This is a genomic window from Ruegeria sp. AH7 (assembly GCF_056541325.1).
The window spans coordinates 149,092-172,727 of the sequence record NZ_JBQFYF010000006.1 but is presented as its reverse complement, the minus strand read 5'-3'; the positions used below and the strand labels follow the sequence as shown (position 1 = coordinate 172,727).

The 23,636-nt window shown below is 55.9% G+C and carries 21 protein-coding genes; 14 read left to right on the top strand and 7 right to left on the bottom strand.

From position 1 onward, the window contains the following. Positions 1–35: 35 nt before the first annotated feature. Complete coding sequence (xylF, locus tag ACR0JX_RS15350; protein ID WP_353009964.1) at positions 36–1,055, bottom strand: D-xylose ABC transporter substrate-binding protein; 1,020 nt, start codon at positions 1,053–1,055, stop codon at positions 36–38. 153 nt (positions 1,056–1,208) lie between these two features. Between xylF and ACR0JX_RS15345 the strand changes: the two genes are divergently transcribed. Both ACR0JX_RS15345 and ACR0JX_RS15340 read left to right on the top strand, forming a co-directional pair. Continuing rightward, the gene (locus ACR0JX_RS15345) at positions 1,209–2,426 is read left to right on the top strand and encodes an ROK family protein (RefSeq protein ID WP_480544656.1); all 1,218 of its coding nucleotides are present in this window, start codon (positions 1,209–1,211) and stop codon (positions 2,424–2,426) included. Continuing rightward, entirely contained in the window at positions 2,416–3,927 is a 1,512-nt protein-coding gene (locus ACR0JX_RS15340) for a CRTAC1 family protein (RefSeq protein WP_480544655.1), read from the top strand. The genes ACR0JX_RS15345 and ACR0JX_RS15340 overlap by 11 nt, the downstream gene beginning before the upstream one ends. Here ACR0JX_RS15340 and ACR0JX_RS15335 read toward each other — a convergent pair whose 3' ends face one another. Genes ACR0JX_RS15335 through xylB form a run of 3 tightly spaced genes read right to left on the bottom strand, consistent with a single transcriptional unit; the run spans position 3,928 to position 7,612 of the window. Next, positions 3,928–5,229 carry a cytochrome-c peroxidase gene (locus tag ACR0JX_RS15335; protein WP_480544654.1) on the bottom strand — a complete coding sequence of 434 codons (1,302 nt, stop codon included), beginning with the start codon at positions 5,227–5,229 and terminating at the stop codon, positions 3,928–3,930. It abuts the gene before it with no gap. Beyond that, on the bottom strand, positions 5,226–6,158 hold the full coding sequence (locus tag ACR0JX_RS15330; protein ID WP_480544653.1) for an aldose epimerase family protein: 933 nt from the start codon (positions 6,156–6,158) through the stop codon (positions 5,226–5,228). Before ACR0JX_RS15330 ends, ACR0JX_RS15335 begins: the two co-directional genes overlap by 4 nt. Beyond that, positions 6,155–7,612, bottom strand: a complete 1,458-nt coding sequence (gene xylB / locus ACR0JX_RS15325) for a xylulokinase (RefSeq protein ID WP_480544652.1) — start codon at positions 7,610–7,612, stop codon at positions 6,155–6,157. Before xylB ends, ACR0JX_RS15330 begins: the two co-directional genes overlap by 4 nt. Positions 7,613–7,841: 229 nt before the next feature. Between xylB and ACR0JX_RS15320 the strand changes: the two genes are divergently transcribed. From ACR0JX_RS15320 to ACR0JX_RS15305, 4 genes are all read left to right on the top strand, one after another. Next, complete coding sequence (locus ACR0JX_RS15320) at positions 7,842–8,639, top strand: IclR family transcriptional regulator (RefSeq protein ID WP_480544651.1); 798 nt, start codon at positions 7,842–7,844, stop codon at positions 8,637–8,639. A 67-nt stretch (positions 8,640–8,706) separates the two neighbouring features. Next, positions 8,707–10,107, top strand: coding sequence for a selenium-binding protein SBP56-related protein (locus tag ACR0JX_RS15315; RefSeq protein WP_480544650.1), 1,401 nt, complete (start codon positions 8,707–8,709; stop codon positions 10,105–10,107). Between the two features lie 6 nt (positions 10,108–10,113). Continuing rightward, positions 10,114–10,791 carry a hypothetical protein gene (locus ACR0JX_RS15310; RefSeq protein WP_480544649.1) on the top strand — a complete coding sequence of 226 codons (678 nt, stop codon included), beginning with the start codon at positions 10,114–10,116 and terminating at the stop codon, positions 10,789–10,791. Positions 10,792–10,948: 157 nt separating this feature from the next. After that, the gene (locus tag ACR0JX_RS15305) at positions 10,949–12,082 is read left to right on the top strand and encodes a CobW family GTP-binding protein (protein ID WP_480544648.1); all 1,134 of its coding nucleotides are present in this window, start codon (positions 10,949–10,951) and stop codon (positions 12,080–12,082) included. Positions 12,083–12,183: 101 nt separating this feature from the next. Here ACR0JX_RS15305 and ACR0JX_RS15300 read toward each other — a convergent pair whose 3' ends face one another. Both ACR0JX_RS15300 and ACR0JX_RS15295 read right to left on the bottom strand, forming a co-directional pair. Beyond that, complete coding sequence (locus ACR0JX_RS15300; RefSeq protein WP_480544647.1) at positions 12,184–12,597, bottom strand: CHAP domain-containing protein; 414 nt, start codon at positions 12,595–12,597, stop codon at positions 12,184–12,186. Between the two features lie 326 nt (positions 12,598–12,923). Then, a complete protein-coding gene (locus ACR0JX_RS15295; protein WP_480544777.1) occupies positions 12,924–13,781 on the bottom strand; it encodes a MurR/RpiR family transcriptional regulator in 858 nt (285 codons plus the stop codon). A 155-nt stretch (positions 13,782–13,936) separates the two neighbouring features. Here ACR0JX_RS15295 and ACR0JX_RS15290 point away from each other — a divergent pair, with 155 nt between their 5' ends. The 7 genes from ACR0JX_RS15290 to ACR0JX_RS15260 are packed head-to-tail and all read left to right on the top strand — an operon-like array spanning position 13,937 to position 21,624. Continuing rightward, complete coding sequence (locus ACR0JX_RS15290; protein ID WP_480544646.1) at positions 13,937–14,707, top strand: N-formylglutamate amidohydrolase; 771 nt, start codon at positions 13,937–13,939, stop codon at positions 14,705–14,707. Beyond that, positions 14,704–15,273 (top strand): TRAP transporter small permease subunit, encoded by a 570-nt coding sequence (locus ACR0JX_RS15285; protein ID WP_480544645.1) that lies wholly within the window; start codon positions 14,704–14,706, stop codon positions 15,271–15,273. The genes ACR0JX_RS15290 and ACR0JX_RS15285 overlap by 4 nt, the downstream gene beginning before the upstream one ends. Further along, on the top strand, positions 15,270–16,595 hold the full coding sequence (locus ACR0JX_RS15280; protein ID WP_480544644.1) for a TRAP transporter large permease: 1,326 nt from the start codon (positions 15,270–15,272) through the stop codon (positions 16,593–16,595). The genes ACR0JX_RS15285 and ACR0JX_RS15280 overlap by 4 nt, the downstream gene beginning before the upstream one ends. 53 nt (positions 16,596–16,648) lie before the next feature. Beyond that, positions 16,649–17,680, top strand: coding sequence for a TRAP transporter substrate-binding protein (locus tag ACR0JX_RS15275; protein ID WP_353009925.1), 1,032 nt, complete (start codon positions 16,649–16,651; stop codon positions 17,678–17,680). A 57-nt stretch (positions 17,681–17,737) separates the two neighbouring features. Then, positions 17,738–19,099, top strand: a complete 1,362-nt coding sequence (locus ACR0JX_RS15270) for a glutamine synthetase family protein (RefSeq protein WP_480544643.1) — start codon at positions 17,738–17,740, stop codon at positions 19,097–19,099. Positions 19,100–19,102: 3 nt separating this feature from the next. Then, positions 19,103–20,482, top strand: coding sequence for an aldehyde dehydrogenase family protein (locus tag ACR0JX_RS15265; RefSeq protein ID WP_480544642.1), 1,380 nt, complete (start codon positions 19,103–19,105; stop codon positions 20,480–20,482). Further along, a complete protein-coding gene (locus ACR0JX_RS15260) occupies positions 20,479–21,624 on the top strand; it encodes an iron-containing alcohol dehydrogenase (protein WP_480544641.1) in 1,146 nt (381 codons plus the stop codon). Before ACR0JX_RS15265 ends, ACR0JX_RS15260 begins: the two co-directional genes overlap by 4 nt. Positions 21,625–21,654: 30 nt before the next feature. Here ACR0JX_RS15260 and ACR0JX_RS15255 read toward each other — a convergent pair whose 3' ends face one another. Continuing rightward, positions 21,655–22,104 (bottom strand): MarR family winged helix-turn-helix transcriptional regulator, encoded by a 450-nt coding sequence (locus ACR0JX_RS15255; protein ID WP_480544776.1) that lies wholly within the window; start codon positions 22,102–22,104, stop codon positions 21,655–21,657. 62 nt (positions 22,105–22,166) lie between these two features. Between ACR0JX_RS15255 and ACR0JX_RS15250 the strand changes: the two genes are divergently transcribed. Beyond that, the gene (locus ACR0JX_RS15250) at positions 22,167–23,636 is read left to right on the top strand and encodes a multicopper oxidase domain-containing protein (RefSeq protein ID WP_480544640.1); all 1,470 of its coding nucleotides are present in this window, start codon (positions 22,167–22,169) and stop codon (positions 23,634–23,636) included.

The window sequence follows — 23,636 nt, the reverse complement described above, 5'->3', positions numbered from 1 at the left end:
CCCTGGCCCAAGCAAAAGGGCCAGGGAATTTAGGTTTAGTTACAAGGTGCAGGTCCGTTCTCGACACCCTGGCATAGGGCGTCCTGCGAGATCCAACCGGCGTCCACAACAACACTCAGATTGTCTTTGGTGATCGGAACCGGGGCCAAAAAGACAGATGTCATTTCGGTGCCACCGGGCGAGGTCCAGCTAACTGCGCCGTCGACATCCCCTGCGCTGGTACCGCTGCTGAGCGCAACAGCGATTTCGCCGGCAGCCTTACCCAGTTCACGAGCATCTTTCCAAACAGACACAGTCTGCGTTCCCAGAGCAACGCGGTTCAGTGCGGCGTGGTCGCCATCTTGACCTGAGACAGGGATACCTTCCATCCCTTGCGCTGTCAGTGCCGCGACAACACCACCAGCAGTACCGTCATTCGAGGCGACGACCGCGTCAACGTTGTTCTCGTTGGCGGTCAGGATTTGCTCCATGTTCCGCTGCGCGTTTGCGGGCAGCCAGCCATCGGTATAGGCCTCACCCACGATCACAATGTCACCGCTGTCGACAGCTGCGCCGATGATTTCTTGCTGGCCGCCACGCAGGAAGTCTGCGTTTGGATCGGTCGGCGAGCCTTTGATCATGACATAGTTGCCCTTGGGCATTGCCTCGAAAACCGCGCGTGCTTGCATCCGACCCACTTCGACATTGTCAAAGGTTAGATAAAAGGCACGATCGTCTTCAATAAGACGGTCATAGGCGATGACAGGAATACCTTCATCGGCGGCGGCCTGAACGGCGGGGCCGATGGCCTGTGCGTCCTGCGCCAAAATGATCAGAGCGTCTACACCCTGAGCGATCAGGCTTTCGATATCAGACAGCTGTTTTGCCGAAGACGATTGTGCATCAGCCGAGATGTATTCAGCACCACCGGCTTCCAATGCCGACTTGATCGCAGCTTCGTCGGTCTTCCAACGTTCTTCTTGAAAGTTGGACCAGCTTACGCCGACAACCGGTTCAGCGAAGGCCGCCGATCCCATCAATGCAACCGCAGCCGAAAGGCTGAGAAGTTTTTTCATGATTTCCTCCCGTTTTTCCAAGCCATCTCGAAGTCGATTCGTGGCTTTCAGAATCGGGAGTAGCATATTTATTTCAGTCAGTAAAATATTTAGTCTGTTCGAAACTCAAAAATGCCCATAAATTGATAGGAAGATCAGATTCGGATGGGCAAGATGCTGAAAAGCAAAGCTTCTCAAACTTCGATAGAACAGCGAAACACGACCCGCATGCGGGTTCTCGACCATATCCGAAGCCGGGATTCAGTCTCGCGCATCGATATTGCCAGCGCGCTTCAGACCAGCCCTGCCACGGTTACATCAGCCACTGCCGACCTGATTTCCGCCGGTTTAATCAAAGAGGTTCCAGGCGATCCACCCTTGAAATCATCCAAGCGGGGGCGTCCGCGGGTTTTGCTGCAACTGGATGGAGGGTCTTACCTTGTGGCGGGCCTTAAGGTTGCGCGTCATGCGATGTCGGTGATCCTGGTTGACTTTCAGGGCACACCTTTGGCTTCGTACAACCATCCGCTGGCCGACGCACAGATGACGCCCGAGGTTTTTGTCAGAACTATTCGCGATGCACTGCAAGAAGCCAGCGCACAAATCGGCAAAACGCTAGAGGAATTGTCCGGGGTCTCAATAGGCGTTGCTGGGCTTGTTGATGCGGAAAACAACTTTGTCCATTGGTCGTCATCCCTAACGGAAAGAAACATCGATTTCGGTCAGATCCTCCCAACGGAGATACCCTGCCCGGCCTTTATCGAGAACGATGCCAATCTTGTCGCCAAGGCCGAACAGCATTTTGGCTACGGCAAGGGTTTGAAGAACTTCCTTGTCGTGACCATCGAACATGGCGTGGGTCTTGGCATCGTTCTCGATGGCAAGCTCTATCGCGGAGAAAGGGGCTGCGGGGCGGAATTCGGGCATGCCAAAGTGCAGCTAGACGGTGCGCTATGCCAATGCGGCCAGCGCGGGTGCCTTGAGGCCTATGTAGGCGACTACGCACTGATCCGCGAGATGACAGTTGTGGATCAAAACCAAAGCCCAAAGACTGTTGCCGATATCTACGACAAAGCGCGAAGCGGTGATGTAATGGCCGCTTCGGTTCTTGGACGTGCGGGCCAGATGTTTGGCCTGGGGATTTCCAATCTGATCAATCTGTTTGACCCCGAATGCATCATTCTGTCTGGCGGTCAAAAAGGGCTGGAGCATCTCTATTCGGATGAGGTGATGGCCCGTATCCGCAGCGGCGTTGTGAATGTGGATACCCCTCTGCCCGAGATCAAAGTACACCATTGGGGTGATCAGATGTGGGCCAAGGGCGCAGCGGCCTATGCGATCGAGCAGGTCTCGATTCTCAAGGTCAAGGACATCCCTGCACATGCGTCCTGAGCTGTTTGTCCTTCTGATGTTGCCCTCGGCACTAGAGGCGGAGGTGCAAACCCCGCATTTCACACCGGTCGAGATTGCAAACCATATCTACGATGGCGGGTGGGAGCATTTTGTAGGTGGCGGAGTGGCCGTCGTTGACTGCGATGGGGATCAACTTCCTGAGCTGTTCGCAGCAGGGGGCGAGAACCCGTCGCAGCTGTTTCGAAATATTTCATCAGGCAGCATTTCATACGATGCCAATACGCCCGAAGAACTGAAACTAACGGGTGTAACTGGCGCCTATCCGCTGGATATCGACAGCGATGGCATTCTGGACCTCGCCATACTGCGGGTCGGCCCCGATCTGCTGTTGAAGGGCGCGGCGGATTGTCGATTCAGCCCTTTCACCACGCTTGGGTTCCAATCAGACGATCATTGGACAACCGGGTTTTCAGCGACTTGGGAGGATGGGCAAAGCCTACCAACCCTTGCCTTTGGCACATATGTCGACCGCAGCAATCCAGATGGTCCGTTCGAAGCCTGCGGCCCAACGGTTTTGTACCGACCACAGGGCGACAGCTATCTGCCACCGGCGCATCTGGAGCCGGGCTATTGTTCTCTATCAGTTCTGTTCTCCGACTGGTCTCGGGCCGGACGCGCGGACCTGCGTGTCAGCAATGATCGCCACTACTATGTAAAGGGAGGTCAGGAGCAGCTATGGGCAATGGAACCAGACCCCACACTCTACTCTGCCGAGGATGGGTGGTTGCCCTATTCAATCTGGGGCATGGGCATCGCGTCGCGTGATCTGACCGGAGATGGCTTCCCAGAAGTCTATCTCACCTCAATGGGTGATCAGAAATTGCAGATGTTCGACCCCGAAGCCAAGGGGCCGACCTGGAGCGACGCGACCTATGATCGAGGCACAACGGCCCATCGGCCCCATACGGGTGGGGATGGTCGCCCTTCAACCGGATGGCACGCACAATTCGGGGACGTCAACAACGACGGACGGGATGATATTTTCGTGGCCAAAGGCAATGTGGAACAGATGCCCGATGCGGCTCTGAACGACCCAAACAACCTGCTTCTGCAGGAACCGCAGGGTCAGTTCGCAGAAGCGTCGGTGGCGGCAGGCATCGCCTCGATGGCAAAGTCGCGCGGTGCGGCTTTGGCGGATCTCAACATGGACGGCTGGCTAGATCTGGTGGTTGTCAATCGAGGCTCGGCGCTTGAGCTGTATGAGAGCCAAACCCAGAACGGAAATTGGCTATTGGTCGAGGTTTCTCAGGACCGTTCAAACCGGTTTGCTGTGGGGGGGTTTATCGAGATAAAGACGCCTGCAGGCCTACAGACCCGTGAAATTACCGTCGGCGGCGGGCATGCCAGCGGTATCGCCGGACCGCATCACTTTGGTCTGGGCGCGACCAACACAGTCAAAGCGCGAGTTATCTGGCCAGATGGGCAGATCGGAGACTGGCAAGCGTTTGAAGCCAACCAGAGCATTCGGATCGAACGTTAGTCAGCGGTCGACTGGCAACCCGCTGGGTACCTGATCCGGGATACCGAGCCGCACCGCAGGGTCCTCAAGACTGGTCAGGAAGGCCAGAATTGCATTGACCTCCTCATCCGTCAGGCTGGCCTCTGCCAATTCATTTGCGTTGGCTATCGCGTCTACGTGGTCCGGGTCCAGCAAAGCCTTTTGATCAGACGCCCCGGGAAACGTCGGCAGCAGAGCCATATCAGCCGAGTAACTGCGCAAGGCTCTTTCCGGATCAAGGTGGTGACGCACCACATCTTCGAGTCGCGCATAGGCACCGCTATGACCATAAGGTGCCGTCAGTGTCACATTGCGCAGCGACGGCGTGCGAAAGGCGAAGGCATCACTTTCGCCCCCTGTGACACGTAACCGACCGTCATCGCGGACATGGCTTTCAAATCGCGCGCTTTTTCCAGGCCCGATCTGAGGCATGGCAATAGCATGAAAGCTGTGATCCGTTTGAAACCAGCCCGCGTGGCAGGTGCTGCATCCTGCCTGACCGTAGAAAAGATCGGCCCCCAGTTGCGCATCTGGTGTCAGAGGTTCCTCACCACGCATGGCCCGGTCAAAGGGGCTGTTGTCAGCGCGCCATTCGAAGGCGATGAAATTCGCGATCACATTGGCGATGGCGGTGAAGGTGATTTCCTCTCCGGGCGACACCCGATCAAACCGCGCCTGATATTCTGGTATCGCCGCAACGCGGGCTGCGATCAGGTCCCACGCCCCGCCTTCCTGAGTTATCAGGCCAAGACGCACAGCCTGACTGACATCATTCTCAGAATAGTGACCTGCCATCTCATCCGGTGACAGCACAGGAAACATCGCCTGCGCAGCCAATGCCGATTGGAACCCGGGTCGCATATTCGTGCCCAGTGGAGTGCGGATGCCGTTTGGCTGAGTCAGATCAGCCTCAAGCCGACCATCATGAAAGAACGTCTTGAATTCGGCCGCGCCGAGGTTCCAAAGCGCGGGCGAATTTCGTGGAATGCGCTGTTCGGGTAAGTTGTTCGGATCAAGCGCGCGTTCGGGCCCTAGACCCACACCCCCCTCGCCGATCCCCAGCGACAAACCATCGGATGTTCCGAGGTCAGGATGATGACAGGTCGCACAGCTTATGTTTCTATTGCCCGACAGGATCGGGTCGTAGAACAGTAGTTGGCCCAATTCGACGGCTTCGAGACCGGGTTCAACAAATACTGGGCGCGGACCCAAATCGAGCGATGTTGCGTTTGCGGCTGATGCGAAGACAAAACCCCCGACAGCCAGTGTTGCGATCAATCTCATGCTGCGCCCTCGGTGATTTCTAAGGTCAGGGTCTGTCGATAGGGGCGTTCTGGAGTACATAGGATTGACGGAAAGGCCGTAACGTTCGGCGCATTGGGGTATCCCGATGGCTCGATACACAGGCCCGCTCTGGGAGCGAAAGGGTCAGACAGACCTCCGCCGGTGTAAATCTGAGCACCGGGCTGATCGGACCAGAGCTTCAGTTTCAAACCATTCGGCGCGGTGACTTCGGCGACAGGTTGTTTGGCGGCCGTTCCGAACACAAAGAAATGATCCAAATCTGCCCCCGCTTCCTTGATAGGTTTGGCAGAGCTGAAATCCATCGCTCCCCCCACGGTCTTAGACACCGGACCAAACGCTATTCCCTGATCGTCGGTGTCCAGATACCGGTCTGAGGCCAATTTTAGAAGGTGATCGGAAACGCCAATTGTGCTCCCCAACGAATAGTAATTGTGCTGCGCGATACTGATCGGTGTTGGACGATCCGTCTGCGCGGTTACCGAATAGGTCAGACGTGGATATTCGAGTGTGACGCGCAGTTCGAATTGCACCTGCCCCGGAAAGCCGCAATCTCCATCAGGTGAGTTTAGGCACAACACTGCCTCATTCTCGGCAACCTGAGTGAGGGTCCAATGTTGATGCGAAAGGCCCAAGCGCCCGCCATGCAGAGTGTTCCGGCCTTCATTCGCATCCAGCGTGAACAGCCCCTTGTCTAACGCAAATGACGCGCCTGCGATGCGGTTGGCAACGCGACCGACGATGGCGCCCAGATAGTTACGATCCGACAGGTAGTCCATCGGATCATCATAGCCCAGGATCATAGGGATGCCCTTGTACCACCAGCCTTGGGTGATCGCCCCATAGCTCAGCAGGCATGCGCGCATTTCACCACTTTCGAGAGTGACTTGCTGGATCACTTGTCCGGTCATCTTTGCGCAAGCGGAGCCAGCGCCGCATAATATTGGCGATAGCTTTGATACGCCTGCTCGTATGCGGCAAATAGATCGGCGCGTGGCTCGATAATGCTGCCCACCTCAGGCGGCGACATAACGTCGGTGGGTTCAGCACCACTGGCTGCACAAATTGCAAGGCGTGCAGCCCCAGTTGCCGCACCGAATTCGCCGCCTCTTGGCAGAGCCAGGGGTATTTGCAACACGGTCGCCAGTGTTTCCAGCCAATACTGGGATTGCGCCCCACCGCCAACGGCCATCAGGCTGCTGGGCTCGGTTCCCGTGCTTCTGAGCGCTTCAAGGCAATCCCGCATGGCAAAACCGACTCCTTCCATAACCGCTTGTGTCAGATCAACGGGCCCCGAGGAGACATCAAGGCCCAGAAATGCGCCTCGGATGGCGCTGTCATTATGGGGCGTTCGCTCTCCGGACAGATAGGGCAAGAAACGCGTCGCGGATGGCCCTTCTAGGGACTTGGGCAACGCGCCGGCCAGGTCACCGACGGATTGACCAAGATTTCGGGACAACCAGTTCATGCAGTTTGTGGCAGACAGAATGACCCCCATCTGAATCCACCGGTCGGGTACTGCGTGGCAGAAGCAATGGACTGCCGTTTCAGGCTTGGGCGCGTATCTGTCGCGCGCCACCAACAAAACGCCCGACGTGCCAAGCGACAGAAAACCTGCCCCATCTTCAACACTGCCAATCCCGCAGGCCGCGGCTGCATTGTCCCCTGCCCCACCAGCAATAACCACCTGCCCCGAAAGATCCCAGTCTTGCCTCAGCTCTGACCTGAGTTCTCCACCCACTTCGCTGCCTTCAACCAGCCGGGGCATCTGGTCCAGACGCATATGGCTGAGCCGCAGTGCGGTTTCTGACCAGGTGCGGGTGCTGACATCCAGCCATGACGTGCCGGCGCTATCAGACATGTCGCTGATGCACTCGCCGGTCAGCCAAAGCGTTAAATAATCTTTGGGCAGGAGCACCTTAGCTACTCTGGAATAGACATCCGGCTCATGCGTACGCACCCATTCCAGCTTGGGCGCTGTAAAGCCCGGAAAGACAATGTTGCCGGATATGGCCCGCATGTCTGCGATCTGGTCCAACTTGGCTGCTTCCTGCGCGGCACGCGTGTCGTTCCACATAATACAGGGGCGCAACACATTCAGATCGTTATCCAACAAGGTTGCCCCATGCATATGACCGCTTAGGCCAATCCCGCGCAGCTTGGAAAACTCAGTTTCATGCTCTGCCCTGATCTGGGCAATCACCGCTCTGCAGGCATCGATCCAATCCTCAGGCGCCTGCTCGGACCATCCGGATTGCGGATAGGAGGTAGCAATCTCGTGTTCGGCACTGCCGATGACGGTGCCAGCCTCCTCAATAAGAACACCCCTGAGCCCTGAGGTGCCCAAGTCCAGACCGAGATACACGGCGATCTCCCCCTTATTATTTTATTAACTAAAATTATTACCTATGCGCGCGTTGTCAACATCGGTCTTTGACAGATGCTATATCGCATGCCGACTACGACAAGCCTAAGCTTTTGTTGCGTATCAACTAGCATCAACCGGTTTCAGGGCGTTCGGTTCGAACATTCACAAACCGGTTTTTGATCATATGGCAAACAAAGCTTGATCTCGGTGGGTGATGTCTCGTTAAATGAGAACGAGTCTCACCATTCGATGGTATCCCGACTATATGCACCTAGAGCGTTTGATCAGCTTGCTAGAAACTATCGCCGTCATCGGTCGGCCTGTTTCGGTTGCTGAGGTGCAGATGGCCAGCGGCCTTCCCAAACCAACATGCTACCGGCAGGTACAATCGCTTTTAGACCAGGGCCTGATTGAGGATCCAATCGGAGATGGGCGCTATGTGATTGGTGATCGCCTGATCCGCATCGCGTTGCTCGGCAAGTCCGATATCGATGTGCGCCGCGTGTCCGCCCCGGCATTGCGCGCGGCGGCTACGACCTTCAACGAAACGGTTTTTCTGGCCCGATTTCGAGACAGCAAGATCGAAATCATCCATGTCGAAACCCCCGAAGACCCGGCCCGTGCATTTGTGCATCCTGGCCTCGGGGAACGCCCTTTGCATGCGTGTTCCTGCTCGATGGCGATAGCGGCCTTTGCCGAGCCGGGTTTTCAGGACACCATCCTGAACGGCGCGCTCAGGGCCTTTACAGATCATACCAAAACGACGCGCGAAGAGCTGATTGAGGCGTTCAAGGTGATCCAGCAACAGGGTTTTGCCGATTGCGACCAGGAAATTGATATTGGCATCGCCAGCGTCGCGGCCCCGGTGGCCGTTGGCCGGATAGGGGTCACATTCAGCGTAGGCGCCGTTGGCCCGGTACGACGATTTGGAACTGACTACAGACAAGAAATTGGGGAGCAACTCAAAGACCTTGCCACAAAGGTCAGCGGCGCGATCCAACTGTGCAATGTTGGAGGTGTCTAGAGCAGAGAATCATCAAGACCTACAGGCGAACCCCAGCGAGGTGGGGTAAACAAAAGGGAGGACTACCATGAACTTACGACCAGATCCGACGTTTCACGCGTCACCCAAACTGGCGATGGAAGCGCCGGTTGAAAATTTTGCCTTTACCATTATGCTGGGCAAAGACGCCAGCCATCACGATGGGCTGGCCGTGATCGACCTTCGAAATGGCTCGGACACTTATGGACAAATCGTGCATACGGTGATGACCCCCAACACCGGAGACGAATTTCATCATTTCGGCTGGAACGCCTGTTCCTCGTCCCTGTCCCCGCTCTCAGGTCATGCCTTTCTGGAACGGCGCTATCTGATCGTCCCGGGCATCAGATCAAGCCGCATCTACATCTTCGACGTCAAAGAGCCGCTGAAGGCCAAAATTCACAAAATCATAGAGCCCGAGGAAGTCTTTGCCAAAACCGGCTACTCGCGGCCCCACACGATCCATTGTGGTCCTGAGGGGATTTATGTCTCAACCTTGGGTGGCGCTGGCCCCGATGGCATAGATGGACCTCCGGGCATTTTCATCATGGACTGCGAAACCTTCGATATCATCGGGCGCTACGAGATGGATCGTGGCAAGCAAGATAAGCACTATGATTTCTGGTGGAACCTGCCGCAAGACTACATGGTCAGTTCAGAATGGGGCTTGCCGCCACAGTTTGAAGGCGGCGTTGTACCCGAGGATTTGCTGAGTAACAAATACGGGCATTCGATCCATTTCTGGGACCTGCGGGCACGCAAGAACATCCAGACCATCGACTTTGGCGAGAACTACCAGATGGCTCTGGAAATCCGCCCGGCCCATGATCCGACAAAGTCTTATGGGTTCTGCGGTGTTGTGGTGGATACCACCAATCTGCAAGGGGCGATCTTTACATGGTGGCGCGAAGATGACGGGACCTGGAACTCGAAGAAGGTGATCACCATTGATCCCCGCCCCGAAGACCCGGACAATCTGCCCGAACTACTGAAAGGGTTCAGTGCTGTGCCGCCTCTGGTCACCGATATCGACCTCAGCCTGGATGACAAATACCTCTATGTCGCGTGCTGGGGTCTGGGTGAGATGCACCAATACGATGTCTCTGATCCGTTCAATCCAGTTCTAAACGGCAAGGTCGAACTGGGTGGGATCGCGCGCGAGACCAAGCATCCCAATGGCAAAGACTTTATCTACGGCCCGCAAATGGTTGAGATCAGCCGGGACGGCAAACGTGTGTATTGGACCAACTCGCTCTATTCAACTTGGGATAACCAGTTCTATCCGCATCAGGAAGGCGGCCAGATGGTGATGGCCAACGTGGGAGACGATGGCAGCTTTGCGTTGGATCCAGATTTCTACATCAACTTCCCCGAGAACACGCGCGCGCACCAGATTCGTCTGGAAGGCGGCGACTGCTCGACTGACAGCTTCTGCTATCCTTCCGTGTAAGTTCGGATGGAAGATCTGACTTTGACGGCCCTTTGGTGGGCCGTCATTTTCTCTGGCTTATATCATGGAATAAACCCCGGCATGGGCTGGCCCTTAGCAGTGTCCGCTGCGTTGATGGAGCGTAAGCCCACGGCCATGGCCAAGGCGCTTTTGATGCTAGCGCTGGGGCATTTCCTGGCGATGATCGGTATTCTGCTGCCGTTCTCGCTGATGATCATTCTCGTCGAGCGCGAAACCGAAATCCGCCTGGGTGCCGGCGTGATCGTGATTGCTATGGGTATTTACCTGTTGATCAATCGAAAACACCCCAAGATATTGGCCCGTGTTCATCCGGCGCGTTTGGCGCTTTGGTCATTTCTGGCCGCGATGGCACACGGCGCAGGGCTGATGCTGGTTCCGATATATCTGGGAATTTGTGGTTTGCTTGAGCCGGGCAATGTGGCCACGACGGGCCATGCTGCAGCGCAAACCCTGATGAGCAATGATGTCTTTACGGCCTTCACAGTGGCTGCGGTTCATACCCTTGCCATGACGTCAGCCGGAGCGTTGATCGCTGTGTTCGTCTATCATTGGCTCGGCCTCAAATTCATCTCGAAAAGCTGGTTTAATCTGGATGTTGCCTGGGCGATCAGCCTGATCATAGTGGGCGCATTCGGCATCTGGTCGGCCTATGCAGGACATTGAGATGATATGTATGCACCCCTGTTTAGCCACCCGTTTTCTAGCCTCTTGAGCCGCATGTGACCGGCGCGTTTTATGATCACGCCGCTTGTCGAACGTTATAATATTTCATATCTGTCAATTGCAGAATCCGCATCCGTTGACAATTGGAACATCTCAGATGGCGACCCCTGACAATCGCATACCAGTCACCTTGCTCACCGGCTTTCTGGGCGCGGGCAAAACGACAGTGTTGAACCATCTTATACGTGATCCAGAAGCCGGCCGCATAGCGGTGATCATGAATGAGCTTGGCGATGCAGGCCTGGACCATGATCTGATCGAGGAATCGACCGAGGACGTGGTTTTGATGCAATCGGGTTGCCTGTGCTGTTCGATCCGGGGCGATTTGGCGAATACGTTCGCCCGCCTGTTTGTCCGCCGAGAACGGGGCGAACTTCGCTTTGATCGCGTGGTCATCGAAACAACAGGGATCGCCGATCCGGGTCCGATTTTGCATACAATGGTTATCGACGACCTGATCGCACCAAACTTCCGCATGGATGGCGTTGTCTCCTTGGCTGATGCGGCAACCGGCCCTCGCACCCTTGATTCGCAGTTTGAAGCGGTCAGCCAGATCGCGATGGCCGATCTGATCGTCCTGACCAAAACCGATCTTGTAACCCCGACCGACGTCAAACGGTTCACAGCCAGGCTGGATGGGATCAACAGCAGCGCTCAACGCATAACCGCCCGGCATGGGCAGGTTCCGATCGGCGTGCTGTTCGGCTTATCTGCGATGCGCGGCAGCGCCACACCGGATGATCTTTCGGATTGGCTTGGGTCAGAAAAACCAAAGCCCGACCCGTTGGCTGGGTTGTCAGGGTTTGCACCAAAGGTGATCACATCTGAGCCCATACCCCTGCCCCCCTCGGGCACTCATTTCCACCATGACAGTCGTATAGGTTCAGCTTCAATCGAGGTCGCCGATCCGATACCCGCACGTGTTTTTGATCTTTGGCTGGAAACGCTGGTCGAACTCAAAGGCCCAGACATTCTGCGCATGAAAGGCATCATTCATGTTCAAGGCATGGAATGGCCCTTTGTTTTTCATGGGGTGCAGCACATTTTCGACGCTCCGGTGCCGCTAAAATCATGGACCGGAGGCGACACGACAAGCCGCATTGTCGTGATCGCACGTGATATCGAAAAGGGCGATCTAAAAGCCAGCCTGGAAATGCTGCGATTGCATTCTCAGAGCCTTGATACGCGCCTAGACGGCATGATGACCCACGTCACCGAGATGTCGGATTGATCGATTTCAACGTCTCAGATTTTCGACTGGCTATGAGCGACTGACGCCCAGGGCAAATACATTGCAGGCTGCCTGCAGTTTCAAAACTAGTGTAGGCTAAATTACTCGTCAGCTTTCGGATATATGAATCCGTTCACCGGATATGGTTTGCCGTAGCGACCGGGCTGGCTTTCGACCCGGACCAGTGTCCAGTCGTTATTCTTCGACACGTCCCGAACACCCATTTTCAACGACACTTTGTTGCGGTGCCAATTGGCGTGATTTATGACAACTTGCCGATCATCAACGATCTCTGACACAACTGCGACATGGCCCAAAGACATTCCGCGCGTCGCCCGAAATGACATCACCGCACCCACAGTCGGGTCCGCACCCCGATCGTAAATCTTGTGCGCCTTACCCCACCAGTCCTTGGCGTTGCCGCGAATCTGGATACCGCTCAGGTTTCGTGCATAGGGAACGCACCACACTTTGTGCCCTAGCGCTTGTTTCCGTTCGACTTCTTGGAGTGCCATGAACTGACGTTCAGGATTGAGACCGCTATAAGGTGAGTTTTGAGAACAGGCTGAGACCAGGACAACAAGCCCGAGCGCTGCAATTGCCCGAGTGGGAACGGACATATACTGCCAGATCGCATTCATTTTCCGGGCGCTTTCCTGCACGAAACTTCATCACCTGTTTAGAATCCCTTAAGATTTCTGGGCGATCCGAGCTGCAAAGAAAAGAGCTCTGCAAACCCTCTGGCGAAAATCTGCCAATGATTTGCATAAAAGACGCACAAAAAGCCCATCTGATACGCTTGATGAGGCCTGCAAGTGGCCTAACACGATGCTCTGGTGCTTCAAAACTTCCGGAAGAACTTTGTTCGGTCGAACATTTCCTCAAGCTCTTCCATACGGGCGCGGGTGGTGTCCCAGTTACGCTCCTGCACTTCGGCGATCACGATCTCGGATATCAACATGGTTGTCAGATTGCTATCCCAGGCTGACGGCGCTGCAATCTGATTGCTGAACGCAACATGTGCCAAGTCCGAAATTGGTGACATCCATTGATCCGTGAACAGGATAATCTGTGCCCCCCGCTCACGGGCAAGCTCGGCCAGTTTCAGCGTGCTGTTTTCGTATCGCCGCACATCGAAGATGACCACAACATCATCTTCGTCAAAATCCAGCGCGTAATGCGGCCAGGCATTTGAGTTTGACGCTATCAGAGTCACATCGGGCCGGATGACCTGAAAATGCAGGAAGAAGTAGTCCGCCAGAGTACGTGTGATCCGACCGCCGACGATAAAGACCTTGCGCTTTGTGTCGCTCAGCATATCGCAGGCGGCGTCAAACGCAGCAGGGTCAATCTTGGCCATGGATTGGCCGATATTGTCTATGATGGCTTTGGTAAACCGGTTCAATAAATGCGCGTCAGGCGCGTCATCAACCCACTTTTCGCGTTTGGTAAGCGGGCTGGAAATCTTTTCATTTAACTCGTCCCGAAGCCCGCGCTGAAATTCAGGGAAGCCTGCGAAACCAAGCTTCTGAACCAAACGCGCAACTGTGGGGGTGGAAACCTTGGCCTCCTCCGCCAGTGAGGTGATGGTCCCAAGCCCGGACGCTGGATAGTTTCTGAGGATGACATCCCTCAGTTGAAGCTCCGACCGGGTCAAGTCACCGGTTTTATCCTGCAATCGTTCAGCGATGGTCTGCATGGTCACCCAGACTGTTTCTTGCACTGATGGTATCTTCTGCATCCGGGATAGTCAAAATATTACCACGCAATACCGCTCTGTACGAATATTTACATAAATTTGTTGACAGGTGAAATGCTGTTGAAGAAAACTTTACACTGAACGGGGGATTCTAATTGGAACAGTGCACGACAGATGCAGAGTTTGCACCGCGGGTTGAAAATCCCGAAGGGTCGTCATCTGTCCTATTGGTGTGTGAACATGCCAGCGCTCATATGCCATCCGAGTTTAATTCCCTCGGGCTGGATGAAGACGCATTGCAAAGCCATATCGCCTGGGACCCCGGCGCCTTTCGAACTGCCCGATCAATGTCACAGCGCCTGGATGCGTCTTTGGTTTACAGCACTGTCTCGCGGCTAGTTTACGATTGTAATCGACCACCCGAGGCCGCAAGCGCCATGCCCGAGCAGAGCGAAGATACGCAGGTGCCCGGCAACGCAAGGCTAACCAACGCGCAAAGACAGGCGCGTACGGCGCAATTCTACCGCCCGTTTGAGTCTCTGTTGACCAGAACCTTGAACGCCCGTGATCATCGCACAGCGATTGTGACCATCCACAGTTTCACACCCGTCTACAGGGGCCAGAACAGATCGGTTGAAATTGGGATCTTGCACGATGCCGACAGCCGATTGGCAGATGCGATGCTGGATGTTGCAGCAGGGTACGATGTTCAGCGCAATGCGCCCTACGGACCGGCGGATGGCGTCACACATACGCTGCGGCACCATGCTTTGCCCCGGGGTCTGCTGAACGTGATGATCGAAATCAGAAATGATCTGATTGCAACACCCGAACAATGCGAACAGATGGGCAATGTGTTGGCGGATTGGCTACGCGAAGCGATGAAAATCTGCTCGGAATCCTCAGTCGAGGACGCCATTCGATGAAGCTTCTAAAAACATACATCGCAGTGATCGACCGGCTAAACTACGGTATTGGTCGGGTGATCATGTTTGGCATCTTTGCGATGATGGTCGTCCTGTTGTGGTCGACCATAAGCAAGTTTTCTGACCAGCCATCACTCTGGACCCTCGAAGTCGCTCAATTCGCCATGATTGCCTATTTCTTTCTGGGCGGGCCTTACGCCATCCAGATGGGCAGCCACGTGCGGATGGATCTGTTTTACGACAACTGGTCGCTTCGCCGAAAGGCCGCGACAGATGCGATAATGGTACTTTGCCTGATCGCGTATCTGCTGGTTCTGCTGTGGGGCGGGATCAGTTCGACGGCGTATTCACTAGGCTATTGGGGCACCGAACCCCTGTCTTTCTTTGCGGGTCTTGTAACCGGATCAGAAGAGCTCGGCACACTTGAACGCAGCCGCACGATTTGGCGCCCGTATCTGTGGCCCATCAAGACTGTGATGTGTGCCGGGATCATCCTGATGCTGCTGCAGGCCCTTTCGGAACTGGCCAAGGATATCTTGCGACTTAAGGGCGAAGAAACAGCATGAGTTACGAGTTCATTGCCCTGATGATGTTTGCCTCGATGATGGTGCTGCTGTTCAGCGGTCAGCGCGTCTTTGGCGCCATCGGGTTCGTCGCTGTGATCGCCGCGCTGATGCTGTGGGGGGATCGGGGCGGGTTCGATATCGCCTTTTCGCAATCCATCAAGCTGATGCGCTGGTACCCGCTTTTGACCGTGCCGATGTTCGTGTTCATGGGCTATATCCTGTCCGAAAGCCGGATCGCCGATGACCTGTATCGGATGTTCCATGTCTGGATGGGCGGTCTGCGCGGTGGTCTGGCCATCGGAACCATCGGGCTGATGGTGCTGATTTCGGCGATGAACGGGCTATCGGTTGCCGGCATGGCCATCGGAGCCACGATCGCCCTGCCCGAACTTCTGCGCCGCGGGTATGACAAACGGATGGTCACGGGCGTTGTTCAGGCCGGGTCGAGCCTCGGGATTCTGGTACCGCCTTCGGTCGTTTTGGTCCTTTATGCGATGATCGCAAGACAGCCGGTTGGTCAGCTTTGGCTAGCTGGTGTGATCCCCGGCCTGATGATGGCTGCGATGTTTGTGATATACATCGCCGTGCGTTGTCGTATGAACCCTGATCTTGGCCCGGTCCTATCAGAAGAAGAGCGTGCGATGCCGCGGGCCGAGAAGTATCGCTTGTTGCTATCCGGTCTTCTACCGTTCGGGATTTTCTTCGCCATGATGATCCCCTTTGTGAATGGCTGGACTTCTCTGGTCGAAAGCTCTGCCATTGGGGCAATCACTGCCTTTGTCGCTGCGGTTCTGAAAGGGCGTATGAACTGGACGGTGTTTGAAACCTCGGTGCGTAGCACGCTTGGGATCACCTGCATGTTCATGTGGATCATCCTTGCCGCCCTGGCCTTCGGGGCCGTGTTCGACGGGTTGGGCGCAGTCAAGGCCATCGAAAGCCTGTTTACCGAACGTCTGGGCTTGTCCCCGTGGATGATCCTGATCCTGATGCAGCTCAGCTTTGTTCTGATGGGCACGTTTCTGGACGACACAGCGATGTTGGTGATTGTCGCGCCGCTGTATATCCCGCTGGTGGGTGCGCTTGGGTTCGATCTGATATGGTACGGCGTGCTGTACACGATCACCACGCAGATCGCCTATATGACACCGCCCTTTGGCTATAACCTGTTCCTGATGCGGGCGATGTCGCCCCCGGGCATCACGCTGAATGATATCTATCGATCCATCATACCTTTTGTGGCGGTGATGGTGGGGGCGCTGACGATCATCATGGTCTTCCCCCAGATCGCCCTTTGGCTACCACAAACAGTTTACGGAAATTAAGCGCCGACAAGAGCGCACTGCAAGATCGAGTGTAACTGAACAAGGAGGTTCACATGACCACAAGACGCAAGTTTATCAAAGGTGCCGCCGTTGCCGCACCTGCCGCGCTGGCCGCTCCAGCTCTGGCGCAATCGACGATCACATGGCGGATGCAGACCTACGCAGGCGCTGCACTGGCGGCCGAGGTGGTGGTTCCGGCCATCGAGACCTTTAACAAAATCGCAGGCGACCGCATGCAGATCGAGCTGTTCTTTGCAGATCAGCTGGTTCCTACAGGTGAGCTGTTCCAGGCGATGCAGCGCGGTACAATCGATGCTGTGCAGTCCGATGATGACTCGATGGCGTCACCTACCGAAGTGACCGTGTTTGGCGGCTATTTCCCATTTGGATCGCGCTATTCGCTGGATGTGCCAGTTTTGTTCAACCAATATGGCTTGAAAGAGATCTGGGACGAAGAATACTCGAAAGTCGGCGTCAAACATATCTCGGCCGGGGCCTGGGATCCGTGCCACTTTGCCACAAAGGACCCGATCCGCTCGCTCGAAGATCTCAAGGGCAAGCGGGTCTTTACCTTCCCAACCGCGGGTCGGTTCCTCAGCCAGTTTGGCGTGGTCCCCGTGACCTTGCCTTGGGAAGATATCGAAGTTGCAGTGCAAACCGGTGAACTTGACGGCATCGCATGGTCCGGCATTACCGAGGACTACACTGTGGGTTGGGCTGATGTGACCAACTACTTCCTGACCAACAATATCTCGGGCGCGTGGATCGGGCACTTCTTCGCCAATATGGATCGCTGGAACGAGTTGCCCGAAGACCTGCAAGCCCTGCTTGCGGTCTGTATGGAGCAAAGCCACTATTACCGTCAGTGGTGGTATTGGGGGGGCGAAGCCAACCTGCGGGTCAACGGCACCAAGATGGAGCTGACCTCGATCCCTGATGAGGAATGGGCGCAGGTCGAAAACGCAGCCGTCGAGTTCTGGGATGAGATTGCCGCAGAAAGCCCGACCAAGGCCAAGATCGTTGACATTTTCCGCCAGTATAACGCGGATATGCAAAAAGCCGGACGCCCCTATCGCTACGGCTAAACCAAACAGCGCCCCGACAGGCTCGGGGCGCTGCCTGCCCTATTCAAGGATTGCCAAATGACCTCTCCGCTCACCTTTGATGCACTGAAAGAACAGGCCGCTTCGGGCGCGATTGACACTGTTCTGGTGTGCTTTGTCGACATGCAAGGCCGGCTTATGGGCAAACGGTTCCATGTGTCGAACTTCCTTGAAAGCGGCCATGAGGAAACACATTGCTGCAACTACCTTCTGGCCACTGATCTTGAGATGGCGACGCCGGATGGCTACGCCTCGACCAGTTGGAGCCAGGGGTATGGCGATTATGTGATGAAGCCGGACCTGTCGACGCTGCGGCCTGTGCCGTGGCTGGAAGGAACCGCGATGGTTCTGTGTGACATACTGGATCACCACAGCCACGCACCGGTGTCACATGCACCCCGACAGGTTTTGAAAAAACAGATTGCCCGCGCCGAGAGCATGGGCCTGACCCCCAAAATGGCCACCGAGCTTGAGTTCTTTATCTTCAAAAAACCACTCGATGAGATGCGTGCCGAAGGCTACCGCGATCTGACCACGTTGGGACCGTATAACGAGGACTACCACATCCTTCAAACCACCAAGGAAGAACATGTGATGCGCCCCCTACGCAATCACCTGTATGCCGCTGGAATTCCCATTGAAAATTCCAAAGGTGAGGCCGAGGTTGGTCAGGAAGAGCTGAACATCAAATATGTCGAGGCGCTGCTCTGCGCTGATCACCACACGATTGCAAAACACGCCACGAAAGAGATCGCCTGGCAACAGGGTCATTCCGCCAGTTTCCTGCCCAAATGGCATCAAGATCGCGTCGGAAGCGCCTCGCATGTGCATATGTCGCTTTGGCAAGGCGCGGAGAACGCGTTCCAAGGCGATGGCGCTCATGGGATGTCTGACCTGATGCGGCAGTTCATGGCCGGGCTGATCGCCTATGCGCCAGACTGTACCTATTTCTTCGCGCCCTACATCAACTCGTACAAGCGCTTCGCAAAAGGCACCTTTGCGCCGACCAAAACCGCCTGGTCCGTGGACAATCGCACTGCCGGTTTCCGGCTCTGTGGGGCAGATACCAAGGCCGTTCGGGTTGAATGTCGCATCCCAGGATCGGACATTAACCCCTATCTGACCCAAGCCGCATTGCTGGCCGCCGGGCTGAAAGGGGTCGAGGACAAGCTGACCCTAGCCGATGCCGCGACAGGTGACATGTACGAGGATGACAGCGTTCCCGAAATCCCACGCACCTTGCGAGCAGCCACCGAAACTCTGCGCAACTCATCCATGCTACGCGCGTCAATGGGGGATGATGTGATCGATCACTACACCCGCGCGGCCGAATGGGAGCAGGAAGAATTTGACCGTATTGTCACCGACTGGGAAATCGCCCGTGGTTTTGAGAAGGCCTGACAGATGAGCAAGATCACTTGTACTTCTCCCATCGACGGCTCGGTCTATGCTGAACGGGAATGCTTATCCGCAGACGCCGCACGGGATGCCATTGCGCGCGCGAAGGCGGCGCAGCGGGATTGGGCCGCGTTGCCTTTGCAGGATCGCATCGCCTTTGTGAACAAAGCCGTTGCTTACATCGGTGAAACCACCGATCGCATGGTGACTGAGCTTGCGCATCAAATGGGCCGCCCGGTACGCTATGGTGGTGAGTTCGGCGGGTTCGAAGAACGCGCCTATTACATGGCGTCGATTGCCACAGATGCGCTGGCCCCAGTTGTGATCGAAGACTCGGATGAGTTCCTGCGCAAGATCGAGCGGGAACCGCAGGGTGTTGTCTTCGTCGTGGCCCCTTGGAACTATCCCTACATGACCGCAATCAACACGATTGCACCCGCGCTGATTGCTGGCAATGCGGTGGTTCTGAAACACGCGTCGCAAACCATTTTGGTTGGGGAACATCTGTCCGAGGCCTTCGCGGTCGCTGGTCTGCCCGAAGGCGTGTTTACGAATGTGGTGTTGGATCATGATACAACCTCGACCCTGATTGCCGAAGGCCATTTCGGATTGGTCAACTTCACCGGTTCAGTCGGCGGGGGCCGCGCCATGGAACGCGCTGCAGCGGGAACGTTCACGGCAGTTGCAACTGAACTCGGCGGCAAGGACCCCGGATATGTGCGTGCCGATGCGGACCTCGATGCAGCGGTTGAGACGCTGATCGACGGGGCGATGTTCAACTCGGGTCAGTGCTGCTGCGGGATTGAACGGATATATGTGCATCACAGCCTGTTTGATGCTTTCGTCGAAAAGGCGGTTGCGTTGGTGAAAACCTATGTGCTGGGTGATCCGCGCAACCCGGAAACCACACTGGGCCCAATGGCCAACATACGGTTCGCCCAGGAGGCGCGCGCCCAGATTGATGAGGCAATCGCAGCAGGTGCAACGGCCCATATCCCAACCATGCCCGCCGATGATGGCGGCGCCTATCTGACCCCGCAAATCCTAACGGACGTGACCCACGAGATGCGGATCATGTGGGATGAGACCTTTGGACCTGCAGTGGGTATCATGCCCGTGCAAAATGACGCCGAAGCCATTGAACTGATGAATAACAGTCAGTTTGGCCTGACCTGCTCGCTCTGGACCCGCGATGCCGACGCAGCAGAGGCGATTGGTCGCCAGTTGGAAACCGGCACCGTGTTCATGAACCGTTGCGATTATCTGGACCCTGCTTTGTGCTGGACCGGATGCAAAGACACCGGGCGCGGTGCAGGCCTGTCAGCTCTCGGCTTTCACGCTGTCACCCGCCCCAAATCCTACCACTTGAAGAAGCTGAAATCATGACCCAAACCGCCAATTGGAGCTATCCTAATCCCATCCGCTTTGGTGCTGGCCGCATCGCCGAGATTGGCGAGGCCTGCGCGGCGGCTGGCATTATGAAACCCCTGCTGATCACAGATCGGGGCCTGGCCGAGAATGAGATCACCAAGCGAACCCTGACGCTGATGGAAAGCGCCGGTTTGGGCACTGGGCTTTTCGCCGAAGTTGACGCCAACCCCACGGATCTAAATGCCGAAGCCGGTGTGGCAGCCTATAATGCGGGCGGCTATGACGGGGTGATCGCTTTTGGCGGTGGATCCGGCCTTGATCTGGCCAAAACCGTTGCCTTCATGGCAGGTCAGACACGACCCATCTGGGATTTCGAAGATATCGGTGATTGGTGGACCCGCGCGGATGCAGATGCCATCGCTCCGGTCGTGGCCGTGCCCACCACGGCAGGAACCGGATCAGAGGTTGGGCGTGCCAGCGTGATCACCAATTCAGAAAGCCATGAAAAGAAGATCATCTTCCACCCCAAGATGCTGCCTGCTCAGGTCATCATGGACCCGGAATTGACCGTTGGCATGCCAAAATTCATCACCGCCGGGACGGGGCTGGATGCCTTCGCCCATTGTGTCGAGGCCTATTCCAGCCCGCACTATCATCCCATGAGCCAAGGCATCGCGCTGGAGGGGATGCGTCTGGTCAAAGAGTATCTGCCCCGTGCCTATGCAGACGGTAGCGATCTGGAAGCACGCGGCCAGATGATGAGCGCGGCGGCTATGGGCGCGACGGCGTTTCAGAAAGGCTTGGGAGCGATCCACGCGCTCAGCCATCCCGTTGGCGCAGTTCATCATACTCACCACGGCACGACCAATGCCGTGTTTATGCCCGCTGTTTTGAAGTTCAACGCCGACGCCATCCGCACGAGGTTTGATCAGGCGGCCGCCTATCTGGGGATTGACGGCGGGTTTGACGGGTTCTGTGCTTTTGTCGACGACTTCAATGCGTCATTCAACATTCCGCTTACGCTGACCGAACTGGGTGTCAAAGACCCGGATTTCGATGCGCTGACCGAGGCCGCTTTGCGCGACCCAAGCGTAGGCGGCAATCCAGTCCCGCTCACGGCACAAAATATCCGAGGCTTGTTCGAAGCGACCAGATAAGGCGCTAGCTATTGCCCGGAATGGCCGCCCCTAAGCTTGGGTGGTTGCAACAAGCTCCTTTAGCAAAGTGCGCAAATGCTCTTTGCTATCGTCCCCCAAGGTCTCGGCGATTTCCGCCTCAATCCCTCTGATCTGATCTGCGGCGCATTTGCGCCAGCGGTGACCTTTTTCTGTTATTGTCACCACCTTATCGCGCTTACTGTCGGGCCCCGCATCAACCCTAACCATGCCCTGTGCGACCAATCGGTCAACCGCCTGCTGCGCGGCCTGACGGGAAAACCCCATCTCTCGATGAATGACAGAGAGTTTAACCGTGCGCCCGCGCAGCTGGGCAAAGACCTGCATATCTGCGGGCCGTATCGCGGCAAACTCTGTCTGTGCCCGAGCATCATCCATGCGCGCGTTCCAATGGGCGATCAAAGTCATCATCATTCCTTTGATGTTCTGGCCCAGAAAGTCATTGTCGTGTTTATCAATCACGGTTGACAATTTGCCTTCATACCTATTTCATCAATCTTAGTTGATATTTATTAGTGACTTCAATGGATCGCAGAACATTTCTGAAAACGTCTGGGGCAACTGCCTTGGCTGCAGGCGGTGGCATGGCCTGGGCCCAATCTGCCCCGCGCATCCTGCCGCTAGTTCCAATGACGGACCTTACAAACGGGATCGAAGAACGCATTTCGCTGACACTGAACCCATCGGCGCATGACTTTGGCACTGGCGCACAAAGCGAGACTTTCGGGATAAATAACAGCTACCTCGGTCCGGTTCTTAAGGCTAAACAAGGCCAAACCCTGCCCTTTGACGTAGTTAACAACATAGGTGACACCTCGACCCTTCATTGGCACGGGCTGCATATTCCGGGAGATGTGGACGGCGGGCCGCATCAAGAGATCGCGCATGGCAGCGTCTGGTCGCCGGATGTGCCGATTGTTCAACACGCTTCGATGAACTGGTTTCATTCGCATATGCATGGCAAAACCGCGCGCCAGACCTATCAAGGGCTTGCCGGTGTCCTGTTGGTCGAAGATGACGGCAGCCTTTCAGCCGATTTGCCGCAGACCTATGGCGTCGATGACTTCACGCTGATCCTTCAGGATAAGATGTTCGATGCAAATGGACCCATGAGCTACAATGTGTCTGCGGCCGTTTTTGAGGATGGCTTTGAAGGCGATACCCTTATCGTTAACGGCGCCATCGCACCCGTTGCGCAAGCGGTTCCGACCGGCCTTGTGCGGCTTCGCATTCTGAATGCCTGTAACGCGCGCTTCCTTGGCCTGTCGATGGAAACCGGACCCATCACGGTGATTGCATCGGACGGAGGGTTTCTGCCCGCACCCGTCGAGGCGGAGAGCATCCTGATGTCGCCTGGTGAAAGGTATGAGGTGCTCGTAGATTTGAGCGCGCTTGAGGCGAACGCCTTGAATGTCAATCTGAGCGGGAACGGTGGCGGGTTCTTTGCCAACCTTTTTGGAGGGAGCCAAACAGTGACTGCTTTGCGGTTGGCGAGAACCGCACAGACCGGTTTTACCGGGTCAATGCCGACCAAACTTGCCAATCTCTCCCCAGCCCAACCCTCTGAGGCGACAGTCACGCGATCCTTTGAGTTGAACATGAATGTAGGGGCAGATCTTGCCGCACTTGCGCTGGCGTGGGACAATTTCTGCGGCAATGCAGGCGCGATGGCCATCAACGGTTTGCCAATGAAAATGGACCGGATTGATGAGACGGTCAGAAAAGGCGATACCGAAATCTGGCGTATCTCAGTTGATGATCAACTGCACCCCTTTCACATCCACGGTTGTTCCTTCCGCATTCTCTCGCAAAACGGAGACCCCGTCCCCGCCTATGCGCAAGGCTGGAAAGATATGGTCCATGTCGAGGATGGCTGGTCCGAAGTTCTGGTGCGGTTCGACCATAATGCGCTTTCTGACGCGCCCTATATGTATCACTGCCACATCCTGGAACATGAAGATTGCGGCATGATGGGGCAGTTCACCGTGTCATAG

Excerpts from the sequence above, each read along its gene's own strand:
- ACR0JX_RS15280 (WP_480544644.1), top strand. The coding sequence starts at position 15,270 with ATGAGTTACGAGTTCATTGCCCTGATGATGTTTGCCTCGATGATGGTG.
- ACR0JX_RS15310 (WP_480544649.1), top strand. The coding sequence starts at position 10,114 with ATGGAAGATCTGACTTTGACGGCCCTTTGGTGGGCCGTCATTTTCTCT.
- ACR0JX_RS15300 (WP_480544647.1), bottom strand. The coding sequence starts at position 12,597 with ATGGCACTCCAAGAAGTCGAACGGAAACAAGCGCTAGGGCACAAAGTG.
- ACR0JX_RS15250 (WP_480544640.1), top strand. The coding sequence starts at position 22,167 with ATGGATCGCAGAACATTTCTGAAAACGTCTGGGGCAACTGCCTTGGCT.
- ACR0JX_RS15270 (WP_480544643.1), top strand. The coding sequence starts at position 17,738 with ATGACCTCTCCGCTCACCTTTGATGCACTGAAAGAACAGGCCGCTTCG.
- ACR0JX_RS15295 (WP_480544777.1), bottom strand. The coding sequence starts at position 13,781 with ATGCAGACCATCGCTGAACGATTGCAGGATAAAACCGGTGACTTGACC.
- ACR0JX_RS15330 (WP_480544653.1), bottom strand. The coding sequence starts at position 6,158 with ATGACCGGACAAGTGATCCAGCAAGTCACTCTCGAAAGTGGTGAAATG.
- ACR0JX_RS15320 (WP_480544651.1), top strand. The coding sequence starts at position 7,842 with ATGAGAACGAGTCTCACCATTCGATGGTATCCCGACTATATGCACCTA.
- ACR0JX_RS15275 (WP_353009925.1), top strand. The coding sequence starts at position 16,649 with ATGACCACAAGACGCAAGTTTATCAAAGGTGCCGCCGTTGCCGCACCT.
- ACR0JX_RS15335 (WP_480544654.1), bottom strand. The coding sequence starts at position 5,229 with ATGAGATTGATCGCAACACTGGCTGTCGGGGGTTTTGTCTTCGCATCA.
- ACR0JX_RS15305 (WP_480544648.1), top strand. The coding sequence starts at position 10,949 with ATGGCGACCCCTGACAATCGCATACCAGTCACCTTGCTCACCGGCTTT.
- xylF (WP_353009964.1), bottom strand. The coding sequence starts at position 1,055 with ATGAAAAAACTTCTCAGCCTTTCGGCTGCGGTTGCATTGATGGGATCG.
- ACR0JX_RS15285 (WP_480544645.1), top strand. The coding sequence starts at position 14,704 with ATGAAGCTTCTAAAAACATACATCGCAGTGATCGACCGGCTAAACTAC.
- ACR0JX_RS15265 (WP_480544642.1), top strand. The coding sequence starts at position 19,103 with ATGAGCAAGATCACTTGTACTTCTCCCATCGACGGCTCGGTCTATGCT.
- ACR0JX_RS15345 (WP_480544656.1), top strand. The coding sequence starts at position 1,209 with ATGCTGAAAAGCAAAGCTTCTCAAACTTCGATAGAACAGCGAAACACG.
- ACR0JX_RS15315 (WP_480544650.1), top strand. The coding sequence starts at position 8,707 with ATGAACTTACGACCAGATCCGACGTTTCACGCGTCACCCAAACTGGCG.
- ACR0JX_RS15260 (WP_480544641.1), top strand. The coding sequence starts at position 20,479 with ATGACCCAAACCGCCAATTGGAGCTATCCTAATCCCATCCGCTTTGGT.
- ACR0JX_RS15340 (WP_480544655.1), top strand. The coding sequence starts at position 2,416 with ATGCGTCCTGAGCTGTTTGTCCTTCTGATGTTGCCCTCGGCACTAGAG.